This is a genomic window from Streptosporangium canum (assembly GCF_900113865.1).
GTDB lineage: Bacteria > Actinomycetota > Actinomycetes > Streptosporangiales > Streptosporangiaceae > Streptosporangium > Streptosporangium canum.
In genome coordinates this window covers 75,033-99,294 of the sequence record NZ_FOQY01000025.1, presented here as the reverse complement: position 1 = coordinate 99,294, position 24,262 = coordinate 75,033, and the positions used below count along the sequence as shown (strand labels likewise).

21 protein-coding genes are annotated in these 24,262 nt (G+C 72.1%); 15 read left to right on the top strand and 6 right to left on the bottom strand.

The window, feature by feature from the left end; genetic code table 11:
* Position 1: 1 nt before the first annotated feature.
* The 4 genes from BM085_RS29795 to BM085_RS29780 are packed head-to-tail and all read right to left on the bottom strand — an operon-like array spanning position 2 to position 7,666.
* The gene (locus BM085_RS29795; RefSeq protein ID WP_093890193.1) at positions 2-1,513 is read right to left on the bottom strand and encodes a class I adenylate-forming enzyme family protein; all 1,512 of its coding nucleotides are present in this window, start codon (positions 1,511-1,513) and stop codon (positions 2-4) included.
* Positions 1,510-1,830 carry an acyl carrier protein gene (locus BM085_RS29790; protein ID WP_143121125.1) on the bottom strand — a complete coding sequence of 107 codons (321 nt, stop codon included), beginning with the start codon at positions 1,828-1,830 and terminating at the stop codon, positions 1,510-1,512. The genes BM085_RS29795 and BM085_RS29790 overlap by 4 nt, the downstream gene beginning before the upstream one ends.
* Entirely contained in the window at positions 1,827-2,006 is a 180-nt protein-coding gene (locus tag BM085_RS29785) for an MbtH family protein (RefSeq protein WP_093890192.1), read from the bottom strand. The genes BM085_RS29790 and BM085_RS29785 overlap by 4 nt, the downstream gene beginning before the upstream one ends.
* On the bottom strand, positions 2,003-7,666 hold the full coding sequence (locus BM085_RS29780) for a non-ribosomal peptide synthetase/MFS transporter (protein WP_093890191.1): 5,664 nt from the start codon (positions 7,664-7,666) through the stop codon (positions 2,003-2,005). The genes BM085_RS29785 and BM085_RS29780 overlap by 4 nt, the downstream gene beginning before the upstream one ends.
* A gap of 455 nt (positions 7,667-8,121) precedes the next feature.
* Between BM085_RS29780 and BM085_RS29775 the strand changes: the two genes are divergently transcribed.
* The 4 genes from BM085_RS29775 (at position 8,122) to BM085_RS44740 (ending at position 11,594) form a co-directional block, all read left to right on the top strand.
* Positions 8,122-9,114 carry a thiamine pyrophosphate-dependent dehydrogenase E1 component subunit alpha gene (locus tag BM085_RS29775; protein WP_093890190.1) on the top strand — a complete coding sequence of 331 codons (993 nt, stop codon included), beginning with the start codon at positions 8,122-8,124 and terminating at the stop codon, positions 9,112-9,114.
* Positions 9,111-10,097 (top strand): alpha-ketoacid dehydrogenase subunit beta, encoded by a 987-nt coding sequence (locus tag BM085_RS29770; protein ID WP_093890211.1) that lies wholly within the window; start codon positions 9,111-9,113, stop codon positions 10,095-10,097. Before BM085_RS29775 ends, BM085_RS29770 begins: the two co-directional genes overlap by 4 nt.
* Positions 10,094-11,290, top strand: a complete 1,197-nt coding sequence (locus BM085_RS29765) for a 2-oxo acid dehydrogenase subunit E2 (protein ID WP_093890189.1) — start codon at positions 10,094-10,096, stop codon at positions 11,288-11,290. The genes BM085_RS29770 and BM085_RS29765 overlap by 4 nt, the downstream gene beginning before the upstream one ends.
* Positions 11,291-11,453: 163 nt before the next feature.
* Positions 11,454-11,594, top strand: a complete 141-nt coding sequence (locus tag BM085_RS44740; RefSeq protein WP_177245347.1) for a hypothetical protein — start codon at positions 11,454-11,456, stop codon at positions 11,592-11,594.
* A gap of 95 nt (positions 11,595-11,689) precedes the next feature.
* Here BM085_RS44740 and tnpA read toward each other — a convergent pair whose 3' ends face one another.
* Positions 11,690-12,118 carry an IS200/IS605 family transposase gene (gene tnpA / locus BM085_RS29760; RefSeq protein ID WP_093890188.1) on the bottom strand — a complete coding sequence of 143 codons (429 nt, stop codon included), beginning with the start codon at positions 12,116-12,118 and terminating at the stop codon, positions 11,690-11,692.
* Between the two features lie 176 nt (positions 12,119-12,294).
* Between tnpA and BM085_RS29755 the strand changes: the two genes are divergently transcribed.
* The 3 genes from BM085_RS29755 (at position 12,295) to BM085_RS29745 (ending at position 15,129) form a co-directional block, all read left to right on the top strand.
* Positions 12,295-13,296 (top strand): RNA-guided endonuclease TnpB family protein, encoded by a 1,002-nt coding sequence (locus tag BM085_RS29755; protein WP_093890187.1) that lies wholly within the window; start codon positions 12,295-12,297, stop codon positions 13,294-13,296.
* Positions 13,297-13,534: 238 nt separating this feature from the next.
* Positions 13,535-14,101: a copper resistance CopC family protein gene (locus tag BM085_RS29750; protein WP_093890186.1), complete on the top strand. Its 567-nt coding sequence runs from the start codon at positions 13,535-13,537 to the stop codon at positions 14,099-14,101.
* Complete coding sequence (locus tag BM085_RS29745) at positions 14,098-15,129, top strand: copper resistance D family protein (RefSeq protein WP_093890185.1); 1,032 nt, start codon at positions 14,098-14,100, stop codon at positions 15,127-15,129. The genes BM085_RS29750 and BM085_RS29745 overlap by 4 nt, the downstream gene beginning before the upstream one ends.
* Here BM085_RS29745 and BM085_RS29740 read toward each other — a convergent pair.
* Entirely contained in the window at positions 15,087-16,244 is a 1,158-nt protein-coding gene (locus BM085_RS29740; protein WP_093890184.1) for a hypothetical protein, read from the bottom strand. The genes BM085_RS29745 and BM085_RS29740 overlap by 43 nt on opposite strands.
* Before the next feature lie 324 nt (positions 16,245-16,568).
* On the opposite strand from BM085_RS29740, the gene BM085_RS46970 reads away from it, so the two are divergent.
* The 8 genes from BM085_RS46970 to gvpO all read left to right on the top strand — a co-directional run bounded on the left by BM085_RS46970 (position 16,569) and on the right by gvpO (position 24,261).
* Positions 16,569-19,169 carry a CocE/NonD family hydrolase gene (locus BM085_RS46970; protein ID WP_093890183.1) on the top strand — a complete coding sequence of 867 codons (2,601 nt, stop codon included), beginning with the start codon at positions 16,569-16,571 and terminating at the stop codon, positions 19,167-19,169.
* Positions 19,166-20,077 carry an ABC transporter permease gene (locus tag BM085_RS29730; protein WP_177245346.1) on the top strand — a complete coding sequence of 304 codons (912 nt, stop codon included), beginning with the start codon at positions 19,166-19,168 and terminating at the stop codon, positions 20,075-20,077. Before BM085_RS46970 ends, BM085_RS29730 begins: the two co-directional genes overlap by 4 nt.
* A 377-nt stretch (positions 20,078-20,454) precedes the next feature.
* A complete protein-coding gene (locus BM085_RS44735) occupies positions 20,455-21,072 on the top strand; it encodes a hypothetical protein (protein ID WP_177245345.1) in 618 nt (205 codons plus the stop codon).
* Between the two features lie 5 nt (positions 21,073-21,077).
* Positions 21,078-22,265 (top strand): SRPBCC family protein, encoded by a 1,188-nt coding sequence (locus BM085_RS29720; RefSeq protein ID WP_093890182.1) that lies wholly within the window; start codon positions 21,078-21,080, stop codon positions 22,263-22,265.
* 41 nt (positions 22,266-22,306) lie between these two features.
* The gene (gene gvpJ, locus BM085_RS29715) at positions 22,307-22,732 is read left to right on the top strand and encodes a gas vesicle protein GvpJ (RefSeq protein ID WP_093890181.1); all 426 of its coding nucleotides are present in this window, start codon (positions 22,307-22,309) and stop codon (positions 22,730-22,732) included.
* 1 nt (position 22,733) lies between these two features.
* Positions 22,734-23,546 carry a GvpL/GvpF family gas vesicle protein gene (locus tag BM085_RS29710; protein WP_093890180.1) on the top strand — a complete coding sequence of 271 codons (813 nt, stop codon included), beginning with the start codon at positions 22,734-22,736 and terminating at the stop codon, positions 23,544-23,546.
* 3 nt (positions 23,547-23,549) lie between these two features.
* Positions 23,550-23,822 carry a gas vesicle protein GvpG gene (locus BM085_RS29705; RefSeq protein ID WP_093890179.1) on the top strand — a complete coding sequence of 91 codons (273 nt, stop codon included), beginning with the start codon at positions 23,550-23,552 and terminating at the stop codon, positions 23,820-23,822.
* A 4-nt stretch (positions 23,823-23,826) separates the two neighbouring features.
* The gene (gvpO, locus tag BM085_RS29700) at positions 23,827-24,261 is read left to right on the top strand and encodes a gas vesicle protein GvpO (protein ID WP_177245344.1); all 435 of its coding nucleotides are present in this window, start codon (positions 23,827-23,829) and stop codon (positions 24,259-24,261) included.
* Position 24,262 lies beyond the last annotated feature (1 nt).

Below are 24,262 nucleotides of genomic sequence, written 5' to 3'. Positions count from 1 at the left end.
CTCACGTGCCTTCCGTCTGACCCGTCGCGGCGGGGTCGAAAAGCCGCCGCAACTCCCTTTTGATGACCTTTCCTGACTGGTTTCTGGGCAGGGCGTCGACGACGAGCACCCGTTCGGGGAGCTCGTGCCCGGCCAGCCGTTCCGTCAGGAAGGCTCGTAGATCGCCGCCGGAGATCCCGGCGGACCGGGGCACGACGGCGGCGGCGAGCGTGGTGCCCAGCACCGGGTGGGGGAGGCCGACGACCGCGGCCTCCGCGACGTCCGCGTGCTCGTACAGGGCGGCCTCCACCTGAAGCGTCGAGACCTTGAACGCGCCCGACTTGACCACGTCGCCCTCGCGGTCGACGAGGTGGAGGTAGCCGTCGGCGTCCAGGTAGCCGAGGTCTCCCATCCGCACCCATCCGCCGCGGAACGCCTCGGCGCCGGCCCGCTCGTCCCGGTAGTAGGACCGGGGGACGGCGGGCGAGCGCAGCCAGACCTCACCGGTCTCGCCCGCGGGCAGCGGGTCGCCTCCGGGGCCGGCGACGCGCAGGGAGCCGCCGAAGGCGGGCCTGCCCAGCACCCCGGGCCGGGCCGGATCGAAGATCATGATGGTCTGGGCGGGAGCGGCCTCGGTCGAGGTGTAGTAGTTGGTGATCGTCGCGTTGGGGAAGGCGGCGGCCAGCCGTACCGACACCGAGGGGGGAAGGGCCGAGGCCGCCGAGCCCAGCAGCAGGACGCTCGACATGTCGTGGCGCTCGTGCAGGCCGGCGTTGAGGAACTCGATCGCCATGGCCGGGACGACGAACACGGTGCCGGGGCCGTACGACTCGATCAGGCGGGCGAACCGGCCCGGGGTGAAGCGGCCGAGGGTCAGCATGGCCGGCCGGGCGTCGAGCGCGTTCATCAGCATCGTCTGCCCGGCGTTGGTGCCGATGGGGAAGGCGTGCAGCAGATGGCGCGAGTGCCCGAACCTCCGGCGGTTCGGCCGGGTCTCGCAGCCGAAGACCAGGTTGGCGTGGCTGGCGGCCACCCCCTTGGGCAGCCCGGTGGTTCCGGAGGTGTAGAGGATCTGGGCCAGGTCCCCGGGCCCGACCCGCACGTCCACCGCTCCGGCCGCTCCGCCCTCCAGGTCGGCCGGGGCGGCGCTCCAGTGCTCGCCCGCGGGCGGCCGGAGGTCGCGCCCGTACAGGACGGCGGAGGCCGAGCAGTGCCCGAGCATGTGCCGGACCTCGGCGGGGGCGAGGCGGTCCGACAGCGGTACGGCGACCGCCCCGGCCTTCTGCGCCGCGCAGTAGGCGACGGAGAAGTCGATCCAGTCCCAGCTCCCGAAGAGCAGCCCGACGCGGTCGCCGGGCCGTACCCCGCGGTCGAGCAGACCGTGCGCGAGGGCGTCGGAGCGCCGCTCCCACTCGCCGAAGGTCATCGCCCCGTTGCCCTCGACGATCACGGCGGTCCGCTCCGGCTCCTGCGCGGCGCGCAGCCGGAGCATCTCGGGCACGGTCCGCGGGACCGGCACGGCCGGCGAGGTCACGACGTCCTCGCGTCCACGTAGCCGACCAGCAGCGGGAAGCTGTCGAGATAGGACGCGCCGCCGCCCAGGTCGAGGTCGACGTCGAACTCGTCCTCGACGGCGTCGATCAGCCGCAGCAGGGCGAGCGAGGTGACGCCGAGCGCGGACAGGGAGGCGCCGGAGGCGAGGACCTCCTCGGCCGTGAGCCTGCCGTCGCAGGCGGTGGAGATCATTGCGGCGAGCCTGGCGGCGAGTCCGGAGGCCCCGTCGGCGCCCGCCGCACGCCGGACGGCCCCACCCGGGATCGCGTCGGCGTCCGCCGCGTGCCGGGCGGTCATACCCGGGCCTGCCGCACGCTGAGCGGGCGCATGTCCGTCCACACCTGGTCGATGTGGGCCAGGCAGTCCTCCCTGGGCCCCTGGAAGCCCTCGGCCCGCCATCCGGCGGGCAGCTCCCGGCCGGCGGGCCAGACGGAATACTGCTCCTCGTCGTTGAGCACCACCAGAAAACTCATCTCCGGGTCTCCTCCTCTTCCTTCTTCTTGCGGGTACGGCTCCGCAGAGCCTCGAAGCCGATCAGGTCGTCGGGGAGCGCGTCGGGGACGTCGGTGTCGAACCGCGCCAGCACCCGCACGCGCATGGCGACGAGCGCGATGGCGGCGATGGCCAGGCCGAAGCAGGCGTACATGAATCCGATGCCGCGTCCCGCACCGGTGCCGATCAGCGCGCCGACGGTGCTCGCGAGCGGGCCGTCCGGCGCGAGCAGCGGCTCGAACACCGCGCTGCCGTACGGCGCGACCAGGCCGAAGCCGATCGGCAGGGTGGACCAGGCGACCAGGGTGTTGAGCGCGATGACCCGGCCGTGGAAGCGCTGCGGCACCTTGACCTGGATGATCGTGGCGTAGACGCCGTTGAGCAGGGTGAGGCAGAACGACATGCCGAACGCGCCGGCCGCGATCAGCGGCAGGTTCCGCTGGAATCCGGTGGCCACGCAGAACACCGCGAGGGCGAGCGTGGCGAGCAGCACCCCGTACAGGCGCCGCCGCCGGGGGCCGCCCCAGGCGGTCATCAGCAGCCCGCCGAGGAAGACCCCGAGACCTCCCGCGAACGAGACCCTGCCGACGTCGTCGAGCGTCGCGAACGACAACACCAGCGGGGAGATCATCAGGAAGAGCGGAGACAGGAAGACGTTGAGCACCGCGAAGAACACGAGCATGCCCCGGAATCCGGGATTGCCCCACGAGTGGCGGATGCCGTTCATCATCTCGGCCACGACGCCCTCGCGGCGGCGCCACGGCATGCCCGCGGGGAACCGGACGAACAGCAGGACGATCGTGGCGACGGCGTAGCTGGCCACGTCGATGACGAGGATGCCGCCGAGCCCGATCGTGGCCATCAGCCCGGTCGCGATCAGCGGGACGATGAGCTGGGCGGTGCCGGTGGCCATCTGCACGACGCCGTTGGCGTGGCCGAGGAAGCGCTTGGGGACGATCTGCGGGATCGCCGAGCCGTAGGCGAACCGCTGGAAGGTCAGCGCGACCGACAGGCCGGCCAGCAGCGGGTAGATGTGCCAGATCTCCAGGTTGCCGGTCCACAGCAGGACGCCCAGCACGAGCTGGGTGCCTCCGGCGGCGACGTCCCCGCAGAGCATGACCCTGCGCCGGTCGTAACGGTCCACGATCGCCCCGGCGAGCGGCGCCACCAGCATGCCGGGGACCAGTCCCAGCACCGCGAACAGCGCGAACCTGGCCAGTGACCCGGTGGTCAGGTAGATCCAGATGGGGATGGCGAACTCGGTCAGCGCCGACCCGGTGATCGACACGAGCTGTCCCACCGAGATCAGCAGGAACCGCCGCATGCTGGCCTGTGGCGCGCCTCGCCCGCCGGCGCCGGCCTCCCGGGCCCCACCGTCGCCGTCGGCCGCGCTCACGGCCGCATCCGCAGGCGCGGCCACGGACGCGGACCGGACGTCACCGGCACCGGCCGCCGGCCCGCCCTCCCCTGCGCCGGGCGGGCCGGCGGCCCGGCCGGAGACGCCCTGGAGCCACCATGTGGACTCCTCCGTGCGCTCCAGCGGCGCCGTCTCCCCCGAGGCGATGGCCCGGTGGGTGCCGGTGAGGATGCCGGCCAGCTCCTCCGCCCGGTATTTCACGAAGAAGTGCCCGGCCTCGTCGAGCACCACGCAGGCGACCGTCTCCGAAAGCCGCCGCCATTCGCGGTAGCGCTCCTGGTAGAACTCGGTCGCCGGATCCCGCTCCCCCACCACCGCGATGACGGGCGCCCGGAGCGGGTCGCCCTCGCCCTCGAACAGCCGGGTGAAGTAGCGCTCCGCCGTACGGGTGCCGTGACGGCGGTTGTCGATGACGAGCTTGAGCTGGTCGCGCTCGAACTCCTCGACGTCGAGACCGGCCGCGGCGAGCGCGTTGATCCGGCCCTGGTCGCTGGTCATCCGGTCCATCAGGGTCCCGAGCCATCCCAGGCCACGGCCCGGCCGGGCGAACGGGAACACGCCCCCCAGGTAGACGGCGTCGATGGCGCGACCGGCCGCCTCCAGGCGCCGGGCGATCTCGGCGACCAGCATCACGCCGAGGCCGCAGTGCCCGTAGAGCACCAGCGGGCCTTCGATCCCGGCGAGGATCTCCTCGGCGCAGCCGCGCGCCACCTCGTCGAAGGGCCGGGCCCGCTCCCCCAGCTCGTGGCCGGGCACCGCGACCGAGTAGAGCGCCCAGCGGTCGGGGAGGGCGTCGGCCAGCGGCTGGTAGACGACCGCGCTGCCACCGCCGAACGGCACGCACACCATGGTGGAGGTCGCGGCGCGGACCGGGGTGAGCCGGTGCAGCAGGTCGCGCGGGCCGTCGTCGCCGCTCTCCAGCAGGCGGGCCAGGTCCCTGACCGTACGGTGCTTGAACAGCTCCAGCACGGTGACCGGCCGCCCGGGGACCTCCTTGCGCAGCCGGGCGATCACCCTCATGGCGAGCAGGGAGTGCCCGCCCAGGTCGAAGAAGTCGTCGAGCGCGCCGACCCGCCCCACTTCGAGGACGTCCGCCCAGATCGCGGCGACCGTCCGCTCCGGCCCGGTCTCCGGCGGCACGTACCCGGCGGCCGGGCCGTCGGCCTCGGGCTCCGGCAGCCTCGACCGGTCGACCTTCCCGTGGGACTTCAGCGGCAGCTCGTCCAGCCACACGTAGCGGGCCGGGATCATGTAGTCGGGGAGCCGGTCGGCCAGCCACGACCGCACCTCGCCGGCCTCCGCCCTGACCGCCGCGACCAGGTAGGCGACCAGCCGTCCGCCCCGCAGCTCCACCACCGCGTGCGCCACTCCGGGGAAGCCCCCGAGCACCGACTCCACCTCGGCCAGCTCCACCCGGTAGCCGCGGATCTTCACCTGGAGGTCGCGGCGGCCGAGGAATTCCAGCTCTCCGGTGGGCAGGAAGCGTCCGAGGTCGCCTGTCCGGTACATCCGGGCGCCGGGGCCGCCTCCGGGGTCGGGCAGGAAGCGGTCCGCGGTGAGTCCCGGCCGGTCCAGGTAGCCACGGGCGAGGCGGTCGCCACCGAGGTAGATCTCCCCGGGGACGCCGATCGGCACCGGTCGCAGGCCCGCGTCGAGCACGTGGACGCGGGCCCCCGGCAGGGGTGATCCGATCGGCAGGGCCGCCCCCGCCACGGGAGCGGGAGCGGCGGCGCTCCCGGCCGCGGGGCCGGCTTCCAAAGCGCGGCCGGCTTCCAAAGCGCGGCCGGCTCCCGAAGCGCGATCGGCTCCCGAAGCGCGATCGGCTCCCGAAGCGTGGCCGGCTCCCGGAGCGGGACGGGAGAGGCCGCCGGCCGCCGGATCGGCGCCGGTGCCCGGCCCGACGGCGTAGGTGGTCACGCCGACCGTGGCCTCGGTGGGCCCGTAGTGGTTGACGACCCGGCACCGCCCGGCCGCCGCCAGCTCGGCGGCCCAGCCCCACGGCGCGGCCTCGCCGCCGAGGATCAGCAGCTTGCGGGGGAGCAGCTCGGCCGGGGTCGCGTCGGCGAGCAGCGCCGCCAGGTGAGAGGGCGTGATCTTGAGGTAGTCGATGCCGTGCCCGCGGAAGTAGGCGGCCAGCTCGGGCCCCGCCGTACGGGACGGGATGAGGTGGAGCGCGCCGCCGGTCATCAGGCACAGGTAGAAGACGGTCACGCCGAAGTCGAAGGCGAGCGACTGCAGCAGCCCGAACGCCCCGGCCGGCTCCACCGCCAGCCGTTCCCGCGCGCCGTCGAGGTAGACCGTCACCTGCCGGTGCTGGACGGCCACGCCCTTGGGCCGCCCGGTGGTCCCGGAGGTGTAGATGACGTAGGCCAGGTCGCCGGGGGTGACGCCGCTGTCCACCGGCCCCGAGTCCGCCTCGTCGAGGTGCTCGGCGAAGACGGCGGGCAGGTCGCCCGGCAGGCGGTCCCGGAGCTCGGGAGCGGTGACGACCGCGCGGGCCCCGGCGTCGGACAGCACGTAGGCGAGCCGGTCGGCGGGGTGGTCGGGGTCCAGCGGGAGGTAGGCCGCGCCGGCCTTGAGCACGCCGAGCACCGCGACGGCCAGCTCGGCCGACTGCTCCAGGCAGATCGCGACCCGGTCGTCCGGGCCCACGCCCCGCCGTCGCAGCAGGTGGCCGAGCTGGTTGGCCCGCCGTTCCAGCTCGGCGTAGGTGAGCGAGGTGCCCCCGGCGACGACCGCGACGGCGTCGGGCGTGCGCTCGGCCTGCGCGGAGACGGCCTCGTGCAGCAGGCCGCTTCCGGAGGGCTCGGCCGGGGCGGCCTCGCCGAGGGCCAGCACCCGGCGGCGCTCGCCGTCCGGGAGGAGTTCCAGCTCGGAGATCCGCGCGCCGGGGTCGGCGACGATCGACCGCAGCAGGGTCTCGAAGCACGCCGCCATCCGCTCGATCGTGTCCGGGCGGAACAGCGCGGTGCTGTAGGTGAGGTTGCCGCGCAGCCCCTCGGGGGTCTCGAACAGGTAGAGGGCGAGGTCGAAGCGGCTGGCGGAGGTCTCGACGGGGAAGGCGGACATGGTCAGGCCCGGCGTGCGCAGCGGCTTGGCGCGGTAGTTCTGCAGCGCGAACATGACCTGGAACACCGGCGACCGGCTGACGTCGCGCTCCACGGCGAGCTCGTTGACGAGCCGGTCGAAGGGGAGTTCCTGGTGGGCGTAGGCGTCCAGCGCCGTCTCGCGGACCCGGGCGAGGAGCTCGGTGAACGTGGGATCGCCCGACAGGTCGGCGCGCATGGGCAGCGAGTTGACGAAGACGCCGACCACGCGCTCCAGCTCGGGCAGGTCGCGCCCGGAGACCGGTGATCCGACCGCGAAGTCGTCCTGCCCGCAGTAGCGTCCGAGCAGCACTTGGAAGGCCGCCAGCAGCGTCATGTACGGCGTGGCGCCGTGGGCCGTCCCGAGTTCGGTGATCGCCTCGCCGAGCCCGGGGTCCAGCGCCAGCCCCCGTGCGGCGCCCTCCCACTTCTGCTCGGCGGGACGCGGCAGGTCGGCGGGGAGCTCCAGCGGCGGCAGCCCGTCCAGGTGCCGGCGCCAGTAGCCGATCTCGCGGTCGTAGGCGCGGCCGCGCTGCCAGTGGGCGTAGTCGCCGTAGCCCACCCCCACCGGCGGGAGCCCCGGCTGCCGCCCGGCGCGGTGGGCGGCGTGCAGGGTGAGCAGCTCCTCCATGACGATGTCGCAGGACCAGCCGTCGGTGACGGCGTGGTGCATGGTGAGCAGCAGCACGTGGTCCAGCGGGCCGAGCCGGACCAGCAGGAGCCGGATCAACGGGCCCCGGGCGAGGTCGAAGGGGCGGGCCGTCTCCTGGTCGACCGCCGCGAGGTCGTCGGTCACCCGCAGCTCGGCCGCGGGCGCCGGGTCGACGACGAGCCGCGGGCCGCCGTCCTCGGTGGTGAGCAGCCGCGTTCGCAGGCTCTCGTGCCGCGCGGTCACCTCGGTGAGGGCTCTGGCGAGCGCCTCCTGCTCGACCTCGCCCTCCAGCCGGACCGCGAACGCCACGGTGTAGGCGGCCGTTCCCGGCGCGTACTGCTCCAGGAACCACAGCCGCTCCTGTGCGGGAGAGAGCGGCGGCGCGGTGCCGGGCGGGCGCGGCGGGATGGCCGTGGCGACGACGCGGCCGCCCAGTCGCTGGGCGAGCAGCGCCTGTTTGGCCGGTGACAGGCTGGTGTGCGTCACGACGCCTCCGTGCTGGCGGGAGGGGAACCGGCGTGCGTTCCCTGGCGGTGGTGAAGGGGATCGCCCTCGTGGGCGGCTCCATGACGACCGTCCGGAGCGGGCCGCCCGAGGGCGGGCCCGATCCGGTGACGTGAGGACGGGCGCGGCGCGGGATTCCTCCCAGCGCCGAGAGGTGCGGACGCTCCGGCGGGACGGCGGCGCCCGCCTGAGCGGTACTTCTGCCGTGCGGAGAGGCACGGCGATATGGGAACGCTCCCACGGAGGAGGCTAGAGATCACGCGCCAAATTCGTCAAGGTTTCGGAGTTGTTTTCGGCCGTGCTCAACCGAAACATTCTGGCGGTTAGCAAATCTCCGCAGATAGAAGTGCATTTACCGGCTTTCCGTAGGACGCGGTCACTAATTTCCTCATTGACAGTGATCCCGGTGACTCCTACGCTCCGGTGGGAGCGCTCCCATGTCGTGTCGATGTCCTGCGGCCGAGCGTTTCACCCCGGTCGCCGACGCCAGGAGCGCACACGTGATCGTCACCGTCCCCACGCCCGCGGGCATGCGGAACGCACCGTCCCCACCGGCGGACGAGGACCTGGAACTCCTCCTCCTCATCCGGCATTTCGAACTCACCCTGCTCAGGCTCTTCGAGGCGGGCGAGCTCAGCGGGACGACCCACACCTGCCTGGGACAGGAGTACATCCCGGTGGCGCTGAAGCCGCTGCTCCAGGCGGACGACCACGTCTTCAGCAACCACCGCGGCCACGGCCACTTCCTCGCCCGGCACGCCGAGCCGTACGGGCTCCTCGCGGAGATCATGGGCCGCGAGGGCGCGCTCTGCGCGGGGGTCGGCGGCAGCCAGCACATCTACCACCGGCGCTTCCTGTCCACCGGGGTCCAGGGCGAGAGCCTCCCGGTCGCGGTCGGCGTGGCGCTCACGCTGAAGGGGAGCGGCGCTCTGGCCTGCGCCTACATCGGCGACGGCACCTGGGGCGAGGGCTCGGTCTACGAGGCGCTCAACATGGCCCAGCTCTGGCGGGTGCCGCTGCTGGTCGTCGTCGAGAACAACGGGATCGCCCAGTCGACCCCGACCTCCGCGCAGATGTCCGGCGACATCGCGGCCCGCGCCGCCGCCTTCGACGTCCTGCACCACCGCATGACGTCCACCGAGGTCGACGAGATCCGCGCCGAGCTGGCCCCCCTCGTCGCGGTGGTCCGCGGGGACGGCCGGCCGCTGGTCGCCGAGTTCGTCACCCACCGGCTCGGCCCGCACAGCAAGGGCGACGACACCAGGCCCCCCGAGGAGATCGCGCGGGCGGGCGACCACGACTGGTACGCCCGCTACGCGCGGATGTTCCCCGACCCCTTCGACCGCCTCGACCGGGAGCGGCGCGAGCTGGTCGAGCGGATCGCCGCCGAGGTCACGGCCCGCCCTCCGTCGGTGTGGGAGCGGCGGTGACCCGCGTCTCGGAGCACCTCAACCAGGCCCTGCACGACCTGATGGAGGCCGACCCGCGCGTGCACGTGCTCGGCGAGGACGTCTCCGACCCGTACGGCGGGGCCTTCAAGGTCACCAGGGGTCTGTCCACCAGGTTCGGCGACCGCGTGCGCTCCACCCCGCTGAGCGAGGGCGCGCTCACCGGGGTCGGGGCCGGCCTCGCCCTGGCCGGTGACAGGGCCGTCGTCGAGATCATGTTCGCCGACTTCGCCGCGCTCGCCTTCGACCAGCTCGTGAACTTCGCCGCCAAGTCCACCTCCATGTACGGCAGGCCCGTGCCGATCCCGCTGGTCGTCCGCTGCCCCTCGGGGGGCAACCGCGGCTACGGCCCCACCCACAGCCAGAGCCCGCAGAAGCACTTCATCGGCGTCCCGGGCCTGTCGCTGTTCGAGATGACCCCCTTCCACGACGCGGGCGAGCTGTTCGCCCGGATGTTCGCGCTCGGGCAGCCCTGCCTGTTCTTCGAGGACAAGGTCCTCTACACCCGGCGGATGTACTCCGGCGGGGTCGTGGACGACCTGTTCCGCTACGAGCTCGCCGGCGGCGTCGCCCGGGTCTTCCTCGACGGCGTGACCGAGCCCGACTGCACGCTGATCGCCCACGGCGGCATGACCCACCGGGCGCTCGCGGCCATGCGCGAGCTGCTCCTGGAGGAGGACCTGGCCTGCGAGCTGCTGGTGCCCGCCCGGCTCCACCCGCTCCCCGGCCTCCCCGGCCTGGAGCGCGCCCGGCACGTGTGCGTCGTCGAGGACGGCTCGGAGGGCGGGACCTGGGGGGCGGAGGTCGCGCGGCTGCTCTACCCCCGGCTCTGGTCCACCCTGCGCCGCCCCATCGGCCTGATCAGCGCGGCCGACAGCGTCATCCCGGCCGCGCCCCACCTGGAGCGCGAGGTGCTCGTCCAGCCCGGCCGGATCCGGCACACGATCGTGGAGGCCCTGTCTTGACCGAGATCCGGGTGCCCAAGCTCAACAACAACGACACCGTCTACCTGCTGGTGGAGTGGGCGGCCAAGGACGGCCAGACCGTACGGGCCGGGGAGCCGCTGGTGGTGCTGGAGACCTCCAAGGCCGCCGAGGAACTGGTCGCCGAGGAGGACGGGACGCTGCTGTGCCTGCTGGAGGCGGGCGCCGAATGCGCTCCCGGCCAGGTGATCGCCCGGCTGCTGGCCGACGGCGAGGCGCCCCCCTCCTCCGCGGCGGAACACGGGGCCTCCCCGGCGACCCCGGACCATGAGGTCGTCGTCACGGCGCCGGCCCTGCGGCTGATGGACGAGCGCGGCATCTCCATGGAGCAGGTGCGCGCCCTCGGCAGGAAGGTGGTCCGGCGGGCCGACCTGGAGTCCCTCCTCGCCCCTTGGGCCGGGCCGGGCAATCCGGTGAGCGTCACCCTGCCCACGATCGCCCCGGGGCGGGCCTGCGGCCCGGCCGCCTCCCGGACGATCCCGGAGGGCTCCGGCCTGATCGAGCCGTCCCGGGCCCAGCGGCGGGTCGCCGAGGTCGTCGAGGAATCCCATCGCGACATCCCCTCGGCCTTCACCGTCATGAGGGTCGATGTGACGGACGCGCTCGGGTTCGCCCGGCAGGAGACCAGGCGGCTGCGCGTCCTCATCGGCCTGCCCGAACTGCTGGTGCGGGCGACCGGCAGGCTGCTCGACCGCTTCCCCCTGTGTTTCGCCACGCCCGTCGACGGCCGTCGCGCCCGCCGGGCCGTGTCCGCCGAGGTCGGCGTGACCGTCGACGTCGGCGGGGGGATGGTCGTGCCGGTGGTGCGGGACGCGGGGCGCCGCCCGCTCGGGGAGATCGCCGACGACCTCACCCGGTTCCGCCGGGCCGCGCTGGACGGGACCTTCCGGGAGCAGGACCTCCAGGGCGGCAACATCATGCTCACCCTGCACACCGACGCCGCCGTCGTCATGGCCGTCCCCGTCGTCTTCCCCGGCCAGACCTGCGCGCTGTCGCTCGCCGCGCCGCGTCCGGAGGTCGTGGAGACCCGCGACGGCGGCTTCGCCGTACGGAAGGTGATCATGCTGGGCCTCGCCTACGACCATCGGTTCGTCAACGGCCGCGATTCGGCCGAGTTCCTCGGCGCGCTCAGGACCGCGCTGGAGAGCCCCGGCGACGGCGCCTGCGAGCGGTGAGCGCATCTCCCCCCTCCGCCACGGCCGCACGCCTATTAATCATCAGGAAAGTTTCTTAAAAGAAAGCGTTGACCTGCCTGGTGGATGCGCATAGTTTCCCGTTCAATAACCCGTGGGGGGCGGGATCACGGCTATGTTTCCTCACCTCGGAGGTAGCTGCTCCATGTCCTCACGTCTACGCGCCGGCCTCGCGGCGGCCGGCGCGGCCCTCGCCCTGATCGCAGGCGCGCTCGCCGGCACGGCCGCCGCCGCGTCCGACGACAAGACCTGCCGCCCGGACGGCCTCTACCGGGTTCGTCCGTAGTGCTCCGGCCTTCAGGCCGGGGGTGAAGCGGACTGTCCCGCGTAGCGGGGCAAGAACAGCCGGTTCGCCGCCAGGCGAGGCGGCGTCCACCCCGATCAGACCGGCCGTTTCTGCTGCTCGATGTACTGCTTGAGGACACTCAGCGGGGCCCCGCCAACCGACCCGGCGAAGTAGGAACCGGACCAGAAACGCTCACCCCACAGGTGCATGCGGACGTGGGCGCCGAACTCCTTGCGCAGCATCCGAGCCGAGACCCCCTTCAGCGAGTTGACCAGCTTGGACAAGGCGACCTTGGGCGGGTAGTGGACCAGCAGGTGGACGTGGTCGTCCTCGCCGTTGAACTCGCGAAGTTCGACCTCGAAGTCGGCGCAGACCTCCCGCATGATCTGTTCGCATCGGACCAGCATCGGGTCGGTGAAGGCCCCACGCCGGTATTTGGTGACGAACACCAAATGGGCATGGAGGTGGTAGACGACGTGTCGCCCGGTGCGCACCTCGGGGTTCGGTTTCCATCTCGGTGACATAAACCAAACGATACGATCAGGGTGTGGAGAAGGTGAAGCGGACGCGGGCGCATGTGGCCCGCCTGGAGCTGAGCGCGGCCCAGGTGGCGGTGCTGGACGGACAGGCGCACACCGCCCGCGCACTGTGAAACCTGCTGCACGAGTACTTCACCTTCCGGCAGGGCCGATTCGCGACGGTGAAGGAGTGCGACGAGGCGATCCGGGCGGCTCGCCGTGAGATCGACTGGATGGGCCAACTGCCCGCCCAGGCGGCTCAGGCGGTGTTGAAGACCTACCGGCAGGCGTGGGTGAACTTCTTCAACCCCGATCACCCCGCCAAACGCCCGACGTCCAAGGCCCGACTCCGATCCCGGCCGGCAGTCGATGTGCCCCAGGCACGAGACCTGCAGATCAAGCGGGTCAACCGGCGGTGGGGCGCGGTCAACCTGCCCAAGATCGGACGGGTGCGGTTTCGGTGGACCAAGGACCTGCCCGGCGTCACCAAGGGCGGCCCGGCCGGGCGGATCACCGGAGCCCGGCTGGTCAAGGACGCCTCCGGCTGGCAGATCGTGTTCCGGACCCAGACCATGGCCGCTGCGGTCATGGACACCCATCCCGGTCCGGTCGTGGGGATCGACCGGGGGATCACCGTCGCCTTGGCGCTGTCGGACCAGACCACGCGTGAGCACGGCCCCTGGCTCACCCGCGGTGAGCGTGAACACCTGCGCCGCCTGGAGAAGAGATCCGCTCGCCGGCGTGCTGCCCGTCCCCCCGGACAGCGGACCTCTCATCGGCTGACACGCACCTATGACCGGATAGCCAGGCTCCGCGCGACAGCCAAGCGCCGAGCGGTTAACTGGCAGCACCAGACCACCACCGAACTCGCTGACACCTTCAGCGTGGTCGTGGTGGAGGATCTGAAGATTACGAACATGGTCCGTTCCGCCAAGGGCACGATCGAACAACCCGGCCGGAACGTGAGGCAGAAGGCAGGACTGAACCGCGCCGTCACCGGCCAGGCATGGGGTCGCACGGTCACCCCCACCGGCGCCTACCCCGCCTGGAAGGCGGGCACCGCCTACACCACCGGCACCCGGGTCTCCCACTCCGGCGCCGACTACGAGTGCCGCCAGCCCCACACCGCCTCCGCGGGCTGGGAGCCCTCGAACGTCCCGGCCCTCTGGCTGCGCCTGAGCTGAGCCCCGTCCCCTGATTCCGCCGGACACCCCGGCGCCCGGCCGCATCCCACCGACGCGGCCGGGCGCCGGCGCGTTCGCGTGCCGCGGCCCGGATGCTCCCGGACCGCGGGACCGTCCCCGGGGGGGACCGCCGGCGGACCGGCGCGCACCCGGGTACGGGCTCACTCGATTCCCCGGGCGCGAGGCGGTGATGGGAGCATGGCCAGGTCATGGAGAACCCAATGGAAGGCCACGATCAGTGAGGCGGATACTCACGGTCCTGCTGTTCGCGTGTGCCGCGCTGCTCGGCGTGGTCACCCCCGCGCAGGCCCACAACGTACTGATCGGCAGCGACCCCAAGGACGGCGCCCAGCTCGCCACCGGGCCCGAGAAGATCACACTCACCTTCGACCAGCCGGTACGGCAGGGCTTCGCGCAGATCAGCGTGACCGGTCCCGACGGGAGCCGCTGGGAGGACGGCAAGACGGCCGTCGACAGCCAGGAGGTCGGCGTCGGCGTCAGGCCCCTGGGGCCGGCCGGGCAGTACGTCGTGGGATACCGCATCCTGTCCTCCGACGGCCATCCGGTGGCCGGCAAGATCACCTTCACCCTGACCGCCGCCGGCCCGGGCACCGCGTCCCAGCCGGCCCCGGCCTCCTCGGCCGCCGCGCCGCAGGCTCCCGACCTGAGTGCCCAGGCCGCCGAGGCCGCGCAGAACGGCGGGGCCGGGATGGCGGTGCTGTGGATCGCCGCCGCCCTTGTCGTGCTGGGCGGCGCCACCGTCGTCGCGCTGCGCCGTACCAGGGGGCCGGGGGCCGCGGAATGACCGCGACCGTCGAGCGCGCCCCCGAGTCGGGCACGGTCAGGAGGCTGCTGGCCGGCGGCCTCGTCTCGGGAGCCGTGCTCGCCGTGCTGGCCGCGACGGCGTTGACCGCCGAGGAGGCGGTGCCGGGGATCGCGCTGCCCGGCCCGCTGGTGGAGTACGGCCTGCCGGTGCTGCGGGTGCTGCTGGACCTGGCCGCGGTGGCGGTGGTCGGGCTGAGCCTGCTGCCCAAGCTGCTCGGCTTCGACGAGCCGGAGCGGACCGAGCCGGTGATGCGCCGGGCACGGCCGCTGGCGGTGACGTTCGCGTGGGCGTGGGCGGTGCTGGCGCTGGTCGTCATCGTGTTCCAGACCGCCGAGCTGAACCCGGGGGCGCTCCCGACCCCGGGAATGATCGCCGAGTACGTCGACAACGTCGGCGCGGGCCAGGGGATGCTCTTCAGCGCCGCCTGCGCGCTCGCCTACGCCGGGTTCGGGCTGCTGGCCGTGCGGTTCGGCGAGAAGGTCCCGGCCGAGCTGCGGATCGTGATCGCCTTCTTCGGCCTGCTGCCGATCCCGGTCACCGGCCACGCGGTCGACTCGGTCTGGCACGACCCCATCATGATCTCGATGGAGCTGCACGTGATGGGCTCGGCGGCCTGGACGGGCGGGCTGCTGACGATCATCATGCTGGTCGCCGCGGACCGTGGGCTGCTGGCCCGGGTCCTGCCGAAGTTCTCCAGGCTGGCGACGCTGGCGCTGGTCCTGGTCAGCGTCTCCGGCCTGGTGAACGGCCTGGCCACGATGGCCCTCACCCAGGGGGTGGAGCTGCCGGGCGCGGTGTTCACCAGCGACTACGGGCTGCTCGTGGTGGCCAAGACCGCGTGTGTGGCGCTGCTCGTCCCGTTCGCGGCCCACATCCGCTTCCGCCTGCTGCCGCGCATCGCTGAGCGGCAGGGGACGGCGGTCGCGGCGTGGGCGGCGGCGGAGATCACCGTGATGGGCCTGGCCTACGGTGTCGCGGTGGCTCTGACCACGGCGTCCATGTCCTGAGCCCGGAGGTGGTGCCGGGTGGAGGCCCACTCGGCACCCAGCCACAGGGCGGCGAGCATGAGACCGCCGACCAGCATGGTCATGGGCGTCACCAGCGGCGGGGTGTAGTAGGCCACGCTCTGCAGGCGGAGCGCCTGGTCGACGAGGATCGTCGCCCCGAGCGAGCCGACCAGCGCCCGGACGACCGGGATCCGGATCAGGAACGCCAGGTCGACGGCGAGCGCGCCGGCGATCAGGAAGATCGGCACCGACGAGCGCGGGAAGTCCGCGAGCGCGAGGAGCGGCCAGATCAGGGTGCGGAAGACGAGGTAGACGCCGATCACGGCGGTGGCCGAGAACATCCGGCCGATCATCGCGCGGGCGAAGACCAGGACGATCATGGCGGCCACCGCGGCGTAGATCGGATACACCTGGTCGGGCACCGGCAGCGAGAAGTTGACCACCATCTGCCGGTCCACCGCCCGGCCCATCTGGTCGGCGGCGAACTGCAGCAGGATGGGCTCGGCCTCCGGCTGCCCCCGGTCCCAGGCGGCGATGCCGAACACGCCGTACTCCTGGTGCTGCGCCGGGAACCAGACGTTCTCGAACAGGAACACGAAGAGCCCGCCGAGCACCAGCGTCCGCATCCGCCCGGGGGGCGCTCCCAGGAACCAGCCCCGGATCACCCCGCAGACCATGAGGAACGTGCCGATGTAGAGCATCATGTGCGACGGGCTCCACGAGGTGATGTCGAGCCCGTTGACGCGGTGGTTGATCAGGTCCAGCGGCACCGCGATCAGGAAGATCCCGGTGCCCCAGCCGATGAGGCGCTGCGCGGTGCGGTCCACGCCGTAGCCGGTGTAGAGATGGATGATCGTGAGCGTGAGGGCGATGGCCGTGCCGACGCTGTTGAGCAGGTGCGGCGGCGCCAGGTCGTCACGGAGCCACCTGAAGTGCCAGGAAACGTCCCAGGAGGCGCCGAGCACCTTGAAGGAGAACGCCACCAGCCATCCGAGGTAGAGCAGCCGGAACAGGTCCTCGGGCGTCTCCCGGCCGGCCTTCCCCCGGTTCCAGTAGGGCAGGGCCCACTCGATGACTGGAGTGGTTCTTCGTTTCAGGCTCTCGACTGGCTTCACGCGTCGAAATGATGCCTGGCCTTTACCTTGGTACGCAATCGGGGACATCCCTTAGGCATCGTCCAGGCATTGGCATGGGCGGACCTTCATGTCGGGATGGTCACGTGCTATAGGAGCTTTTGCCGGAGAGGGCCACCCGGACGACGCCGAGGACGCCCCGCGCGTCAGGACCGAGACGTGGAAGGCCGCCTACCGGGGCTCTGCCCAGGACCACCTCGACTCCCAGGACTACCTCGGCGCCCTGCGGGTGAGCCCCGGGCGCCTGACCTCCGGCGGCCCGAGCCGTCTCAGTTCCCTCTCAGCTCCCCTCAGTAGGCTCTCGGCATGAAGCTTGCAAGGGGACCGGCCACCTGGGTCGCGGTGGTCACCGTGCTGGTCGTCGGTGTCGCGACCTGGTTGCTGTGGCCGTCCGCACCGTCCGTACGGGCGCAGGACCAGAGGATCGCGGTGCTCGACGGACCGCAGGACGACCAGCAGGTCACGCTCGACGCGAGTTTCTTCCCGCCCGCCGGAGGCGGCAGGGCTCCGGCGGTGCTGCTGGCGCACGGCTTCGGCGGCAGCAAGCAGAGTGTCCGGGACGCGGCGGTACGGCTGGCGCAGGAGGGCTACGCCGTGCTGACCTGGTCGGCACGGGGCTTCGGCCGGTCCACCGGGCAGATCGCGCTCAACTCGCCCGACTACGAGGTCAAGGACGTCCGCCAGCTCGTGGACTGGATGGCCAGGCGGCCCGAGGTCCAGCTCGACGCGGCCGGCGACCCCCGCCTGGGGATCGCCGGCGGCTCGTACGGCGGTGCCATCGCGCTGATGGCCGCCGCGCACGACAGCAGGATCGACGCGATCGTCCCCCAGGTCACCTGGCACGACCTGGCCGACGCGCTCTTCCCCAACGCCACCGGCCAGGGGCCGCAGAACGGCGTGTTCAAGCGGATGTGGGCGGGGCTGTTCTTCAGCCGGGGCGGCCCGGCGCCGGAGGCCGGGGTGGCCGCCGCACTGGGCGGTGCCGCCCGGCCCACCCGGTCCGCTCCGCCGCTGAACGCGCAGGAGGTCCGGTGCGGCCGGTTCCTGCCGGCGATCTGTGACATGTACCAGCAGGTGGCCGAGACCGGCAGGCCGACCCAGAGCGCGGTGGAGACCCTGCGCAGGTCCAGCCCGATCTCGGTGCCGGGGAAGATCAGGATTCCGACGCTGCTGCTCCAGGGGCAGCGTGACTCGCTGTTCCCCCTGGGCCAGGCGGACGCCAACGCCAGGGCGATCGCCGCGACGGGCGTCCCGGTCGGCGTCGCCTGGTTCGACGGCGGCCACGACGGCGGCAACGGCGAGGTCGACTGGCTCCACGAGCAGACCCTCGGCTGGTTCGACCGCCATCTGAAGAAGACCACCGGCGGCGAGACGGTGAACAGCCCGTTCACCGTCACCCGCGACGGCGGCCGGGATCCGGGCACCCGCCGCCCGGTCCAGTTGCACGCCACCTCGGGCGGCTACCCCGGCCTGTCCGGCACCGGCCAGACCTCGGTGCCGCTCGGCGGTCCCGAGCAGAAGGTGGCCAACCCGCCGGGCGGCTCCCCCGCCTCGATCTCCGCCGTCCCCGGCTTCGGCGGTCTCACCAGCGGCGTCGGCAACCTGAACGTGTCGGTCGACATGGCCGGGCAGAGCGCCGACTTCGACTCCGCCCCCCTCACCGCCCCGCTTCAGGTGACCGGCAGCTCCACCGTGAAGGTGCGGGTGCGCTCCGAGCCCGGGGCCGCCTCCGGCGCCGGAGGCGAGAAGGCCGGCCCGGGTGAGGTGACGCTGTTCGCCAAGCTCTACGACGTGGCCGGCGACACCCAGGCCCCCATCCTGCCCGAGGGGCTCGCCGCCCCGGTCAGGATCGCCCTGCCCGAGGGCGGGGCCGGGGAGGCCACCGTCAGCCTGCCCGCCATCGACCACCGCTTCGACGCGGGGCACCGGCTGCGCGTCACGTTCACCACCACCGACCTCGGCTACAGCACACCGGTCACCCCCGCCGTCTACACCGTCGGGCTGGCCGCACCGGCCGTGACCGTCCCGACCGACACCACCCTGCGGGCCCCCTCCACCGGTCCCGCCTGGTGGATCTGGGCGCTGCCGCTGGCCTCCGTGGTGGTCGCGGCGGCCCTGGTGCTCTCCGGACGCCGCCGCCGCCGGGACGATCACGACCCCGACCTGGACGCCGTCCCCCTGCGGATCAACGGCCTGACCAAGGCCTACAGCAACGGCGAACTGGCGGTGAACGACCTGTCCTTCACCGTCGAGCACGGCCAGGTGCTCGGCCTGCTCGGCCCCAACGGCGCGGGCAAGACCACCACCATGCGGATGCTGATGGGCCTGATCCACCCCGACGCCGGCGAGATCCGGATCTTCGGTCACCGGATCGTCCCCGGCGCCCCCGTCCTGTCCCGGCTGGGATCCTTCGTCGAGGGCCCCGGCTTCCTGCCGCACATGAGCGGCCGGGCCAATCTGGAGCTCTACTGGAAGGCGACGGGCCGTCCCACCCAGGACGCCCACTTCGCCGAGGCCCTGGAGATCGCCGGGCTCGGCGGCGCGCTGGAGCGCGCCGTGCGGACCTACTCCCAGGGCATGCGCCAGCGCCTGGCCATCGCCCAGGCCATGCTCGGCCTGCCCGACCTGCTGGTCCTCGACGAGCCCGCCAACGGTCTCGACCCGCCCCAGATCAGGGAGATGCGCAAGGTCCTGATCGCCTATGCCGCGCGGGGCCGTACCGTCATCGTCTCCAGCCACCTGCTCGCCGAGGTGGAGCAGACCTGCAGCCATGTGGTGGTCATGCACCGCGGCCGCCTCATCACGGCCGGCCCGGTGAGCGACCTGCTGAGCGGCCGTACCGCCGCCAACGGCTCGGGCACCCGCCTGGAGGACGTGTTCCTGGACCTGATCGGAGAAAACGCTTGAACGGCACCCACGGCCCCGGTACGGCTCTCGCCGGCTCTCCGGCGAGCACCGGCTCCCCGGGGGACGGCTCGGCGCCCGGCTACCTGGCCGGGCGGACGCTGCCGCTGATGGTGGAGGTGGTCCGCCAGTTCAAGCGCCGCCGCACGCTGGTCATGTTCGGCCTGCTGCTCGCGCTGCCGTGGATCCTGGTGATCGCCTTCAAGGTCGGCGCCGGCTCCGGCCAGCCGGGCAACACGCTGCGCATCTCCGACCTGGCGACCGAGGGCGGCCTGAACTTCGCCGCGTTCGCGCTCTCGGTGTCGGCGAGCTTCCTGCTGGTCGTCGCGGTGGCGCTGTTCTGCGGCGACACCGTGGCCAGCGAGGCGAGCTGGTCCTCGCTGCGCTACCTGCTGGCCGCCCCGATCCCCCGCGACCGGCTGCTGCGGCAGAAGCTGATCGTCGCGATGGGCTACTCGGCGGCGGCGGTGATCTGCCTGCCGCTGATGGCGCTGCTGGCCGGGACCCTCGCCTTCGGCTGGAACGACGTCCGCGTGCCGGGCACCGGCGAGACCATCGCCGCGCTGGAGGTGCTGCCCCGCTTCGGGGTCGTGATCCTCTATGCCCTGATCAGCCAGTTCGTGGTCGCCGCGCTGGCCTTCCTGCTCTCGGCCGGCACCGACTCTCCGCTCGGCGCGGTCGGCGGGGCGGTCGGCCTGGTGATCGTGAGCAGCATCCTGCAGGCGGTGGAGGCGCTCGGCTCGCTCCGGGAGTTCCTGCCGACGTTCTGGAACACGGCCTGGCTGGACGCCCTCGCCCCGCAGCCCGACTACAGCGGCATGCTCAAGGGGGTGGCAGTCTCGGTCACCTACTCGGCGATCCTGATCGCGTTCGCCTTCCGCAGGTTCCGGCGGAAGGATGTCGTTTCTTAACGTTTCAGGGCCGCTTTCTGATCCTTGACGCATTCGCAGCGAAGTATTGGCCGTGGGGCGCCACCGGCATAGTTCGTCCGGAAGTCTTTCCCCCCGGGCGAACTATGTCCGTTTTTTACCTATATGCGTTTCTTTATCACGCTCCAGGGTAGGAAACGGCTGATTCGGAAGCGAGATGCTTCCGGCACCTTCACAGCGACAGGCGTCAGTCCTTGACGACGTCCTCCCTCCCGTCCGACCGGCCGATCGAAGCCTCGCGGATGGACGGAACCCAAGGCGGAGTGATCGATTGGGGAGTGGTGATCGTGAAATGCGGAGCGCAGATAGCCCTGGCCGTCGGTGCGGGCTATCTTCTTGGCCGGAACCGTAGGCTACGCATGGCGATCGCGCTGGCGGCGGCCGGCGCGACCGGCCGGCTGGGCGCGAGCGGGAGCGACCTGGTGCAGCAGGCGCTGAAGAAGCTCGGGACCATCCCGGAGCTGGAGAAGATCGTCGACAGCGTCCGAGGGGAGCTGTTCGAGGTCGGCAAGGCCGCGGCCAAGGCCGCGGCGACCAAGCAGGTCGACACGCTGACCTCCAAGCTCCACGAGCGCGCGGACATGCTCCGGACCCCCGGCAAGCCCAAGGAGGCCGAGGAGGAGGAAGAAGAGGAGCAGGAGCCCGCCCCCAGGCGCCGAGGCCGGACGGCCGCCAAGGCCCGCCGGGAGCAGGAGCCCGAGGAGGAGGAAGAGGAGTACGACGAGGAGCTTGAGGAGGAGGAAGAGCCCGAGGAGGAGGAACCGGAGGAGGAACCGGAACCCACTCCCCGGCGCCGCCCCCCGGCTTCCCGCCGCAGGTCGGCCGCCAGGGCCCGCGAGGAGCAGGAGCCCGAGGAGGAGGAAGAGGAAGAGGAGCCCGAGGAGGAGCCGAAGCCCAGGGGGGCCAGGCGCCGTGGCGGCGTGCAGCGTGAGACGACGCCCGCGCGCAGCCGGCCCGTCCGCCGGGCACGGGGGTGAGCTCGATGGCCGAGAGCTCCAAGAACCAGCCGGAACGTGAGAGCGAGCAGTTCCTCCCCGTCGACCAGCTCACCCAGGAACTGCGCAACCTCGCCGAGGCGCTCGGGGAGCGGATCCTGTCGTCGGCGACCGAGAAGCTCGGCGGCCTGACCAGCCGTCTGACCGACTACGTGCAGGGCGGCGGATCCGGTGATTCAGGCGGATCGGGCGGATCGGGCGGATCGGGCGCGCTGAGCCTCATCGGGTCGGTGCTCGGGTCGAAGCATCCCGTGGCCGCCGGGCTCAAGGGAGCGGCCAAGATGGCGGCCGGCGGCCTGATGCAGAAGATCACCGGCGGCGGCAAGGGCGGCAAGGGGAAGAAGCTCAAGCTCATCAACATCGTCGAGGCACTCGACATGGGCGCTCCCCGGCGACTCGTCTACGACCAGTGGACCCAGTTCCAGGACTTCCCCAGCTTCATGAAGAAGGTCGAAGGGGTCGACCAGCAGTCCGACGAGAAGACGACGTGGAAGGCGCAGGTCTTCTGGTCCCACCGGACCTGGGAGTCGACGATCGTCGAGCAGGTGCCGGACCAGCGGATCATCTGGCGCTCCAAGGGGGCCAAGGGCTACGTCGACGGCGCCGTGACCTTCCATGAGCTCTCACCCGACATGACCCGGGTCCTGCTGGTGCTGGAGTACCACCCGCAGGGTCTGTTCGAGCGCACCGGCAACCTCTGGCGCGCCCAGGGCCGACGGGCCCGCCTGGAGTTCAAGCACTTCCGGCGGCACGTCATGATGCAGTCGCTGCTCCATCCCGACGAGATCGAGGGCTGGCGCGGCGAGATACGCGACAGCAAGGTCGTCAAGGACCACGAGACCGCGCTCCGTGAGGAGCAGGAGCAGCAGGAGCGCGAGAAGGGGCCCGAGGAGGAACCCGAGGAGCCCGGCCGGGAAGAGGAAGAGGGGGCGGCGGCGGAGGAGCCCGAAGAGGAGGAGCCCGAGGAGGAGCGCGGGGAGGAAGAAGAGGAGGAAGAGCCCGAAGAGCCCGAGGAAGAGGAACCCGAGGAAGAGGAAGAGGAAGAGGAGCCCGAGGAGGAGCCGGAGCAGAGAAGACGTCCGGTGCGTCGCCGGCGCCGTGAGGCGGAGGCGGAGACGGAAGACAGGCCGCCTCCACGTCCCGCCCGCCGCCGGGCCGCCGCCCGAGGCGCGTGATCCGGCCGCCGGAAGCGGGCACAGAGCCGAGGAGACAGCGGATGACCATGGTGCAGCCTTCGGGTGGCGGGGCGAGCGGTCGTGGATCCTCGTCGGGATTGGCCGACGTCATCGACACGATTCTCGACAAAGGCCTCGTCATCGACGCCTTCGTCAGGGTCTCCGTCGTCGGCATCGAGATCCTGACGATCGACGCGCGCATCGTCATAGCCAGCGTCGACACCTACCTCCGCTTCGCGGAGGCCACGAACCGGCTGGATCTCACCCAGACAGGTGGGAAGGGCCTGCCGGAAGTCCTGCAGGACACGACACAGGGCGTGAGCAAGTCGAAGACCAAGGGGATCGCCCAGGGAGCGCTGGAAACGGCCGGAGAGAAACTACGCGACATCGTCGGCGAGCCCGAAGAGGAGCCCGACGAGGAGCGCGAACCGGCGCCCCGCAGACGGCGGCGGCGAGAGGAGGGGTGAGATGCCCGGCTCCACCGGAAGGACCAGGACCGCCGAGGCCGGGAAGACCGCCCGGCGTGACCAGGACAGCAACTCCTACGTCTACGGCGTCGTGCCGGCGGACGTCGAGCTGGATCCCGAGGCCCGGGGCGTGGGGGATCCACCCGGCCGGATCAGTCTGATACGGCACGGCGAGATCGCCGCGCTGGTGAGTGACATCGTCCTGGACCGCCCGCTCGGCAGGCCGGACGACCTGCTGGCCCATCAGCGGCTGCTGGACGCCACCGCGGCCGAGGTGCCCGTGCTCCCGTTCCGCTTCGGGGCGGTGGTGGCCAACCCCGAGGCGGTCGTCGAGGAGTTGCTGGGCCCCAACCACGACGACTTCCTCGCCGCCCTGAAAGAGCTGGAGGGGCGGGTGGAGTACGTCGTCAAGGGCCGGTACGTCGAGCGGGTGGTGATCGGCGAGGTGCTCGCCGAGGACCGGGAGGCCGCCCGGCTGCGCGAGGAGATCCGCGGCCGGCCGGAGGACGCGACCTGGGACGCGCGGATTCAGCTCGGGCAGATGATCGGCGAGGCGGTCGCGGCCAAGCGCGACGCGGACACGGCCGCGCTGGTCGACGCCCTCGCTCCGACGTGCGTCGGCGTCGTCGTGCGTGAGCCGACCCACGAGCAGGACGCCGCGCATGTGGCCGTCCTCGTGGACACCGACCGGCGGGCGGAGTTCGAGAAGGTCCTGGACGAGTTCGGCGAGCGATGGGCGGGCCGGATCGATCTGCGCCTGCTCGGCCCGCTGGCGCCGTACGACTTCGTCATGGCGCCGGGACAGGGGGGATGACAGATGGACCTGCTGGGTCTGACCATCGGCCTGCCGTTCGCGCCGATCCGCGCGCTCATCCGGATCGGAGAGCTGATCCAGGAACAGGCCGAGCTCGAAATGCGGCACCCGGCGGCGGTCCGGCGCCGGCTGGAGGAGCTGGAGGAGGCCAGGCTCTCCGGCGAGATCTCCGAGGAGGAGGAGGCTCGGGCGACGTCGGAGATCCTCGAACAGATGGTGGTCCAGCCGGACCTCCCCGGCGCGGACGCGCCGGGGAGAAGCGGAGAGTGGGAGTGACCTCGTGCCCGTCAGCCGTAGAACCCATGACAAACGTGCGGACGTCTCCGACGACCTCTACGAGGAAGAAGAGGCGGCGCCGCTCGACGAGGAGGACGACGCCTTCGACGAGGACGAGGACATCGCGGACGAGGAGGAGGAGGAGGAGGAGGCTTCCGGCACCCGTCGGCGCGCCCTCTCCGCGGTGACCGCCGGCCGGGTCGGGGTGCGTCACATCGCCGAGCTGACCGGGCGCGAGGCCGAGGGCGTCGTCTTCGTACAGCCGGAGCAGGATGGCTGGCGGGTCGGGGTCGAGGTCGTCGAGGACCGCCGCGTCCCTTCCTCGGGCGACATCCTGGCACTCTACGAGATCGACCTGGACCGGGAGGGAGACCTGCTCTCATACCGCAGGACGCGGCGCTACAAGCGCGGCAGAGGCGACGACGGCGAGGCGCACTGAG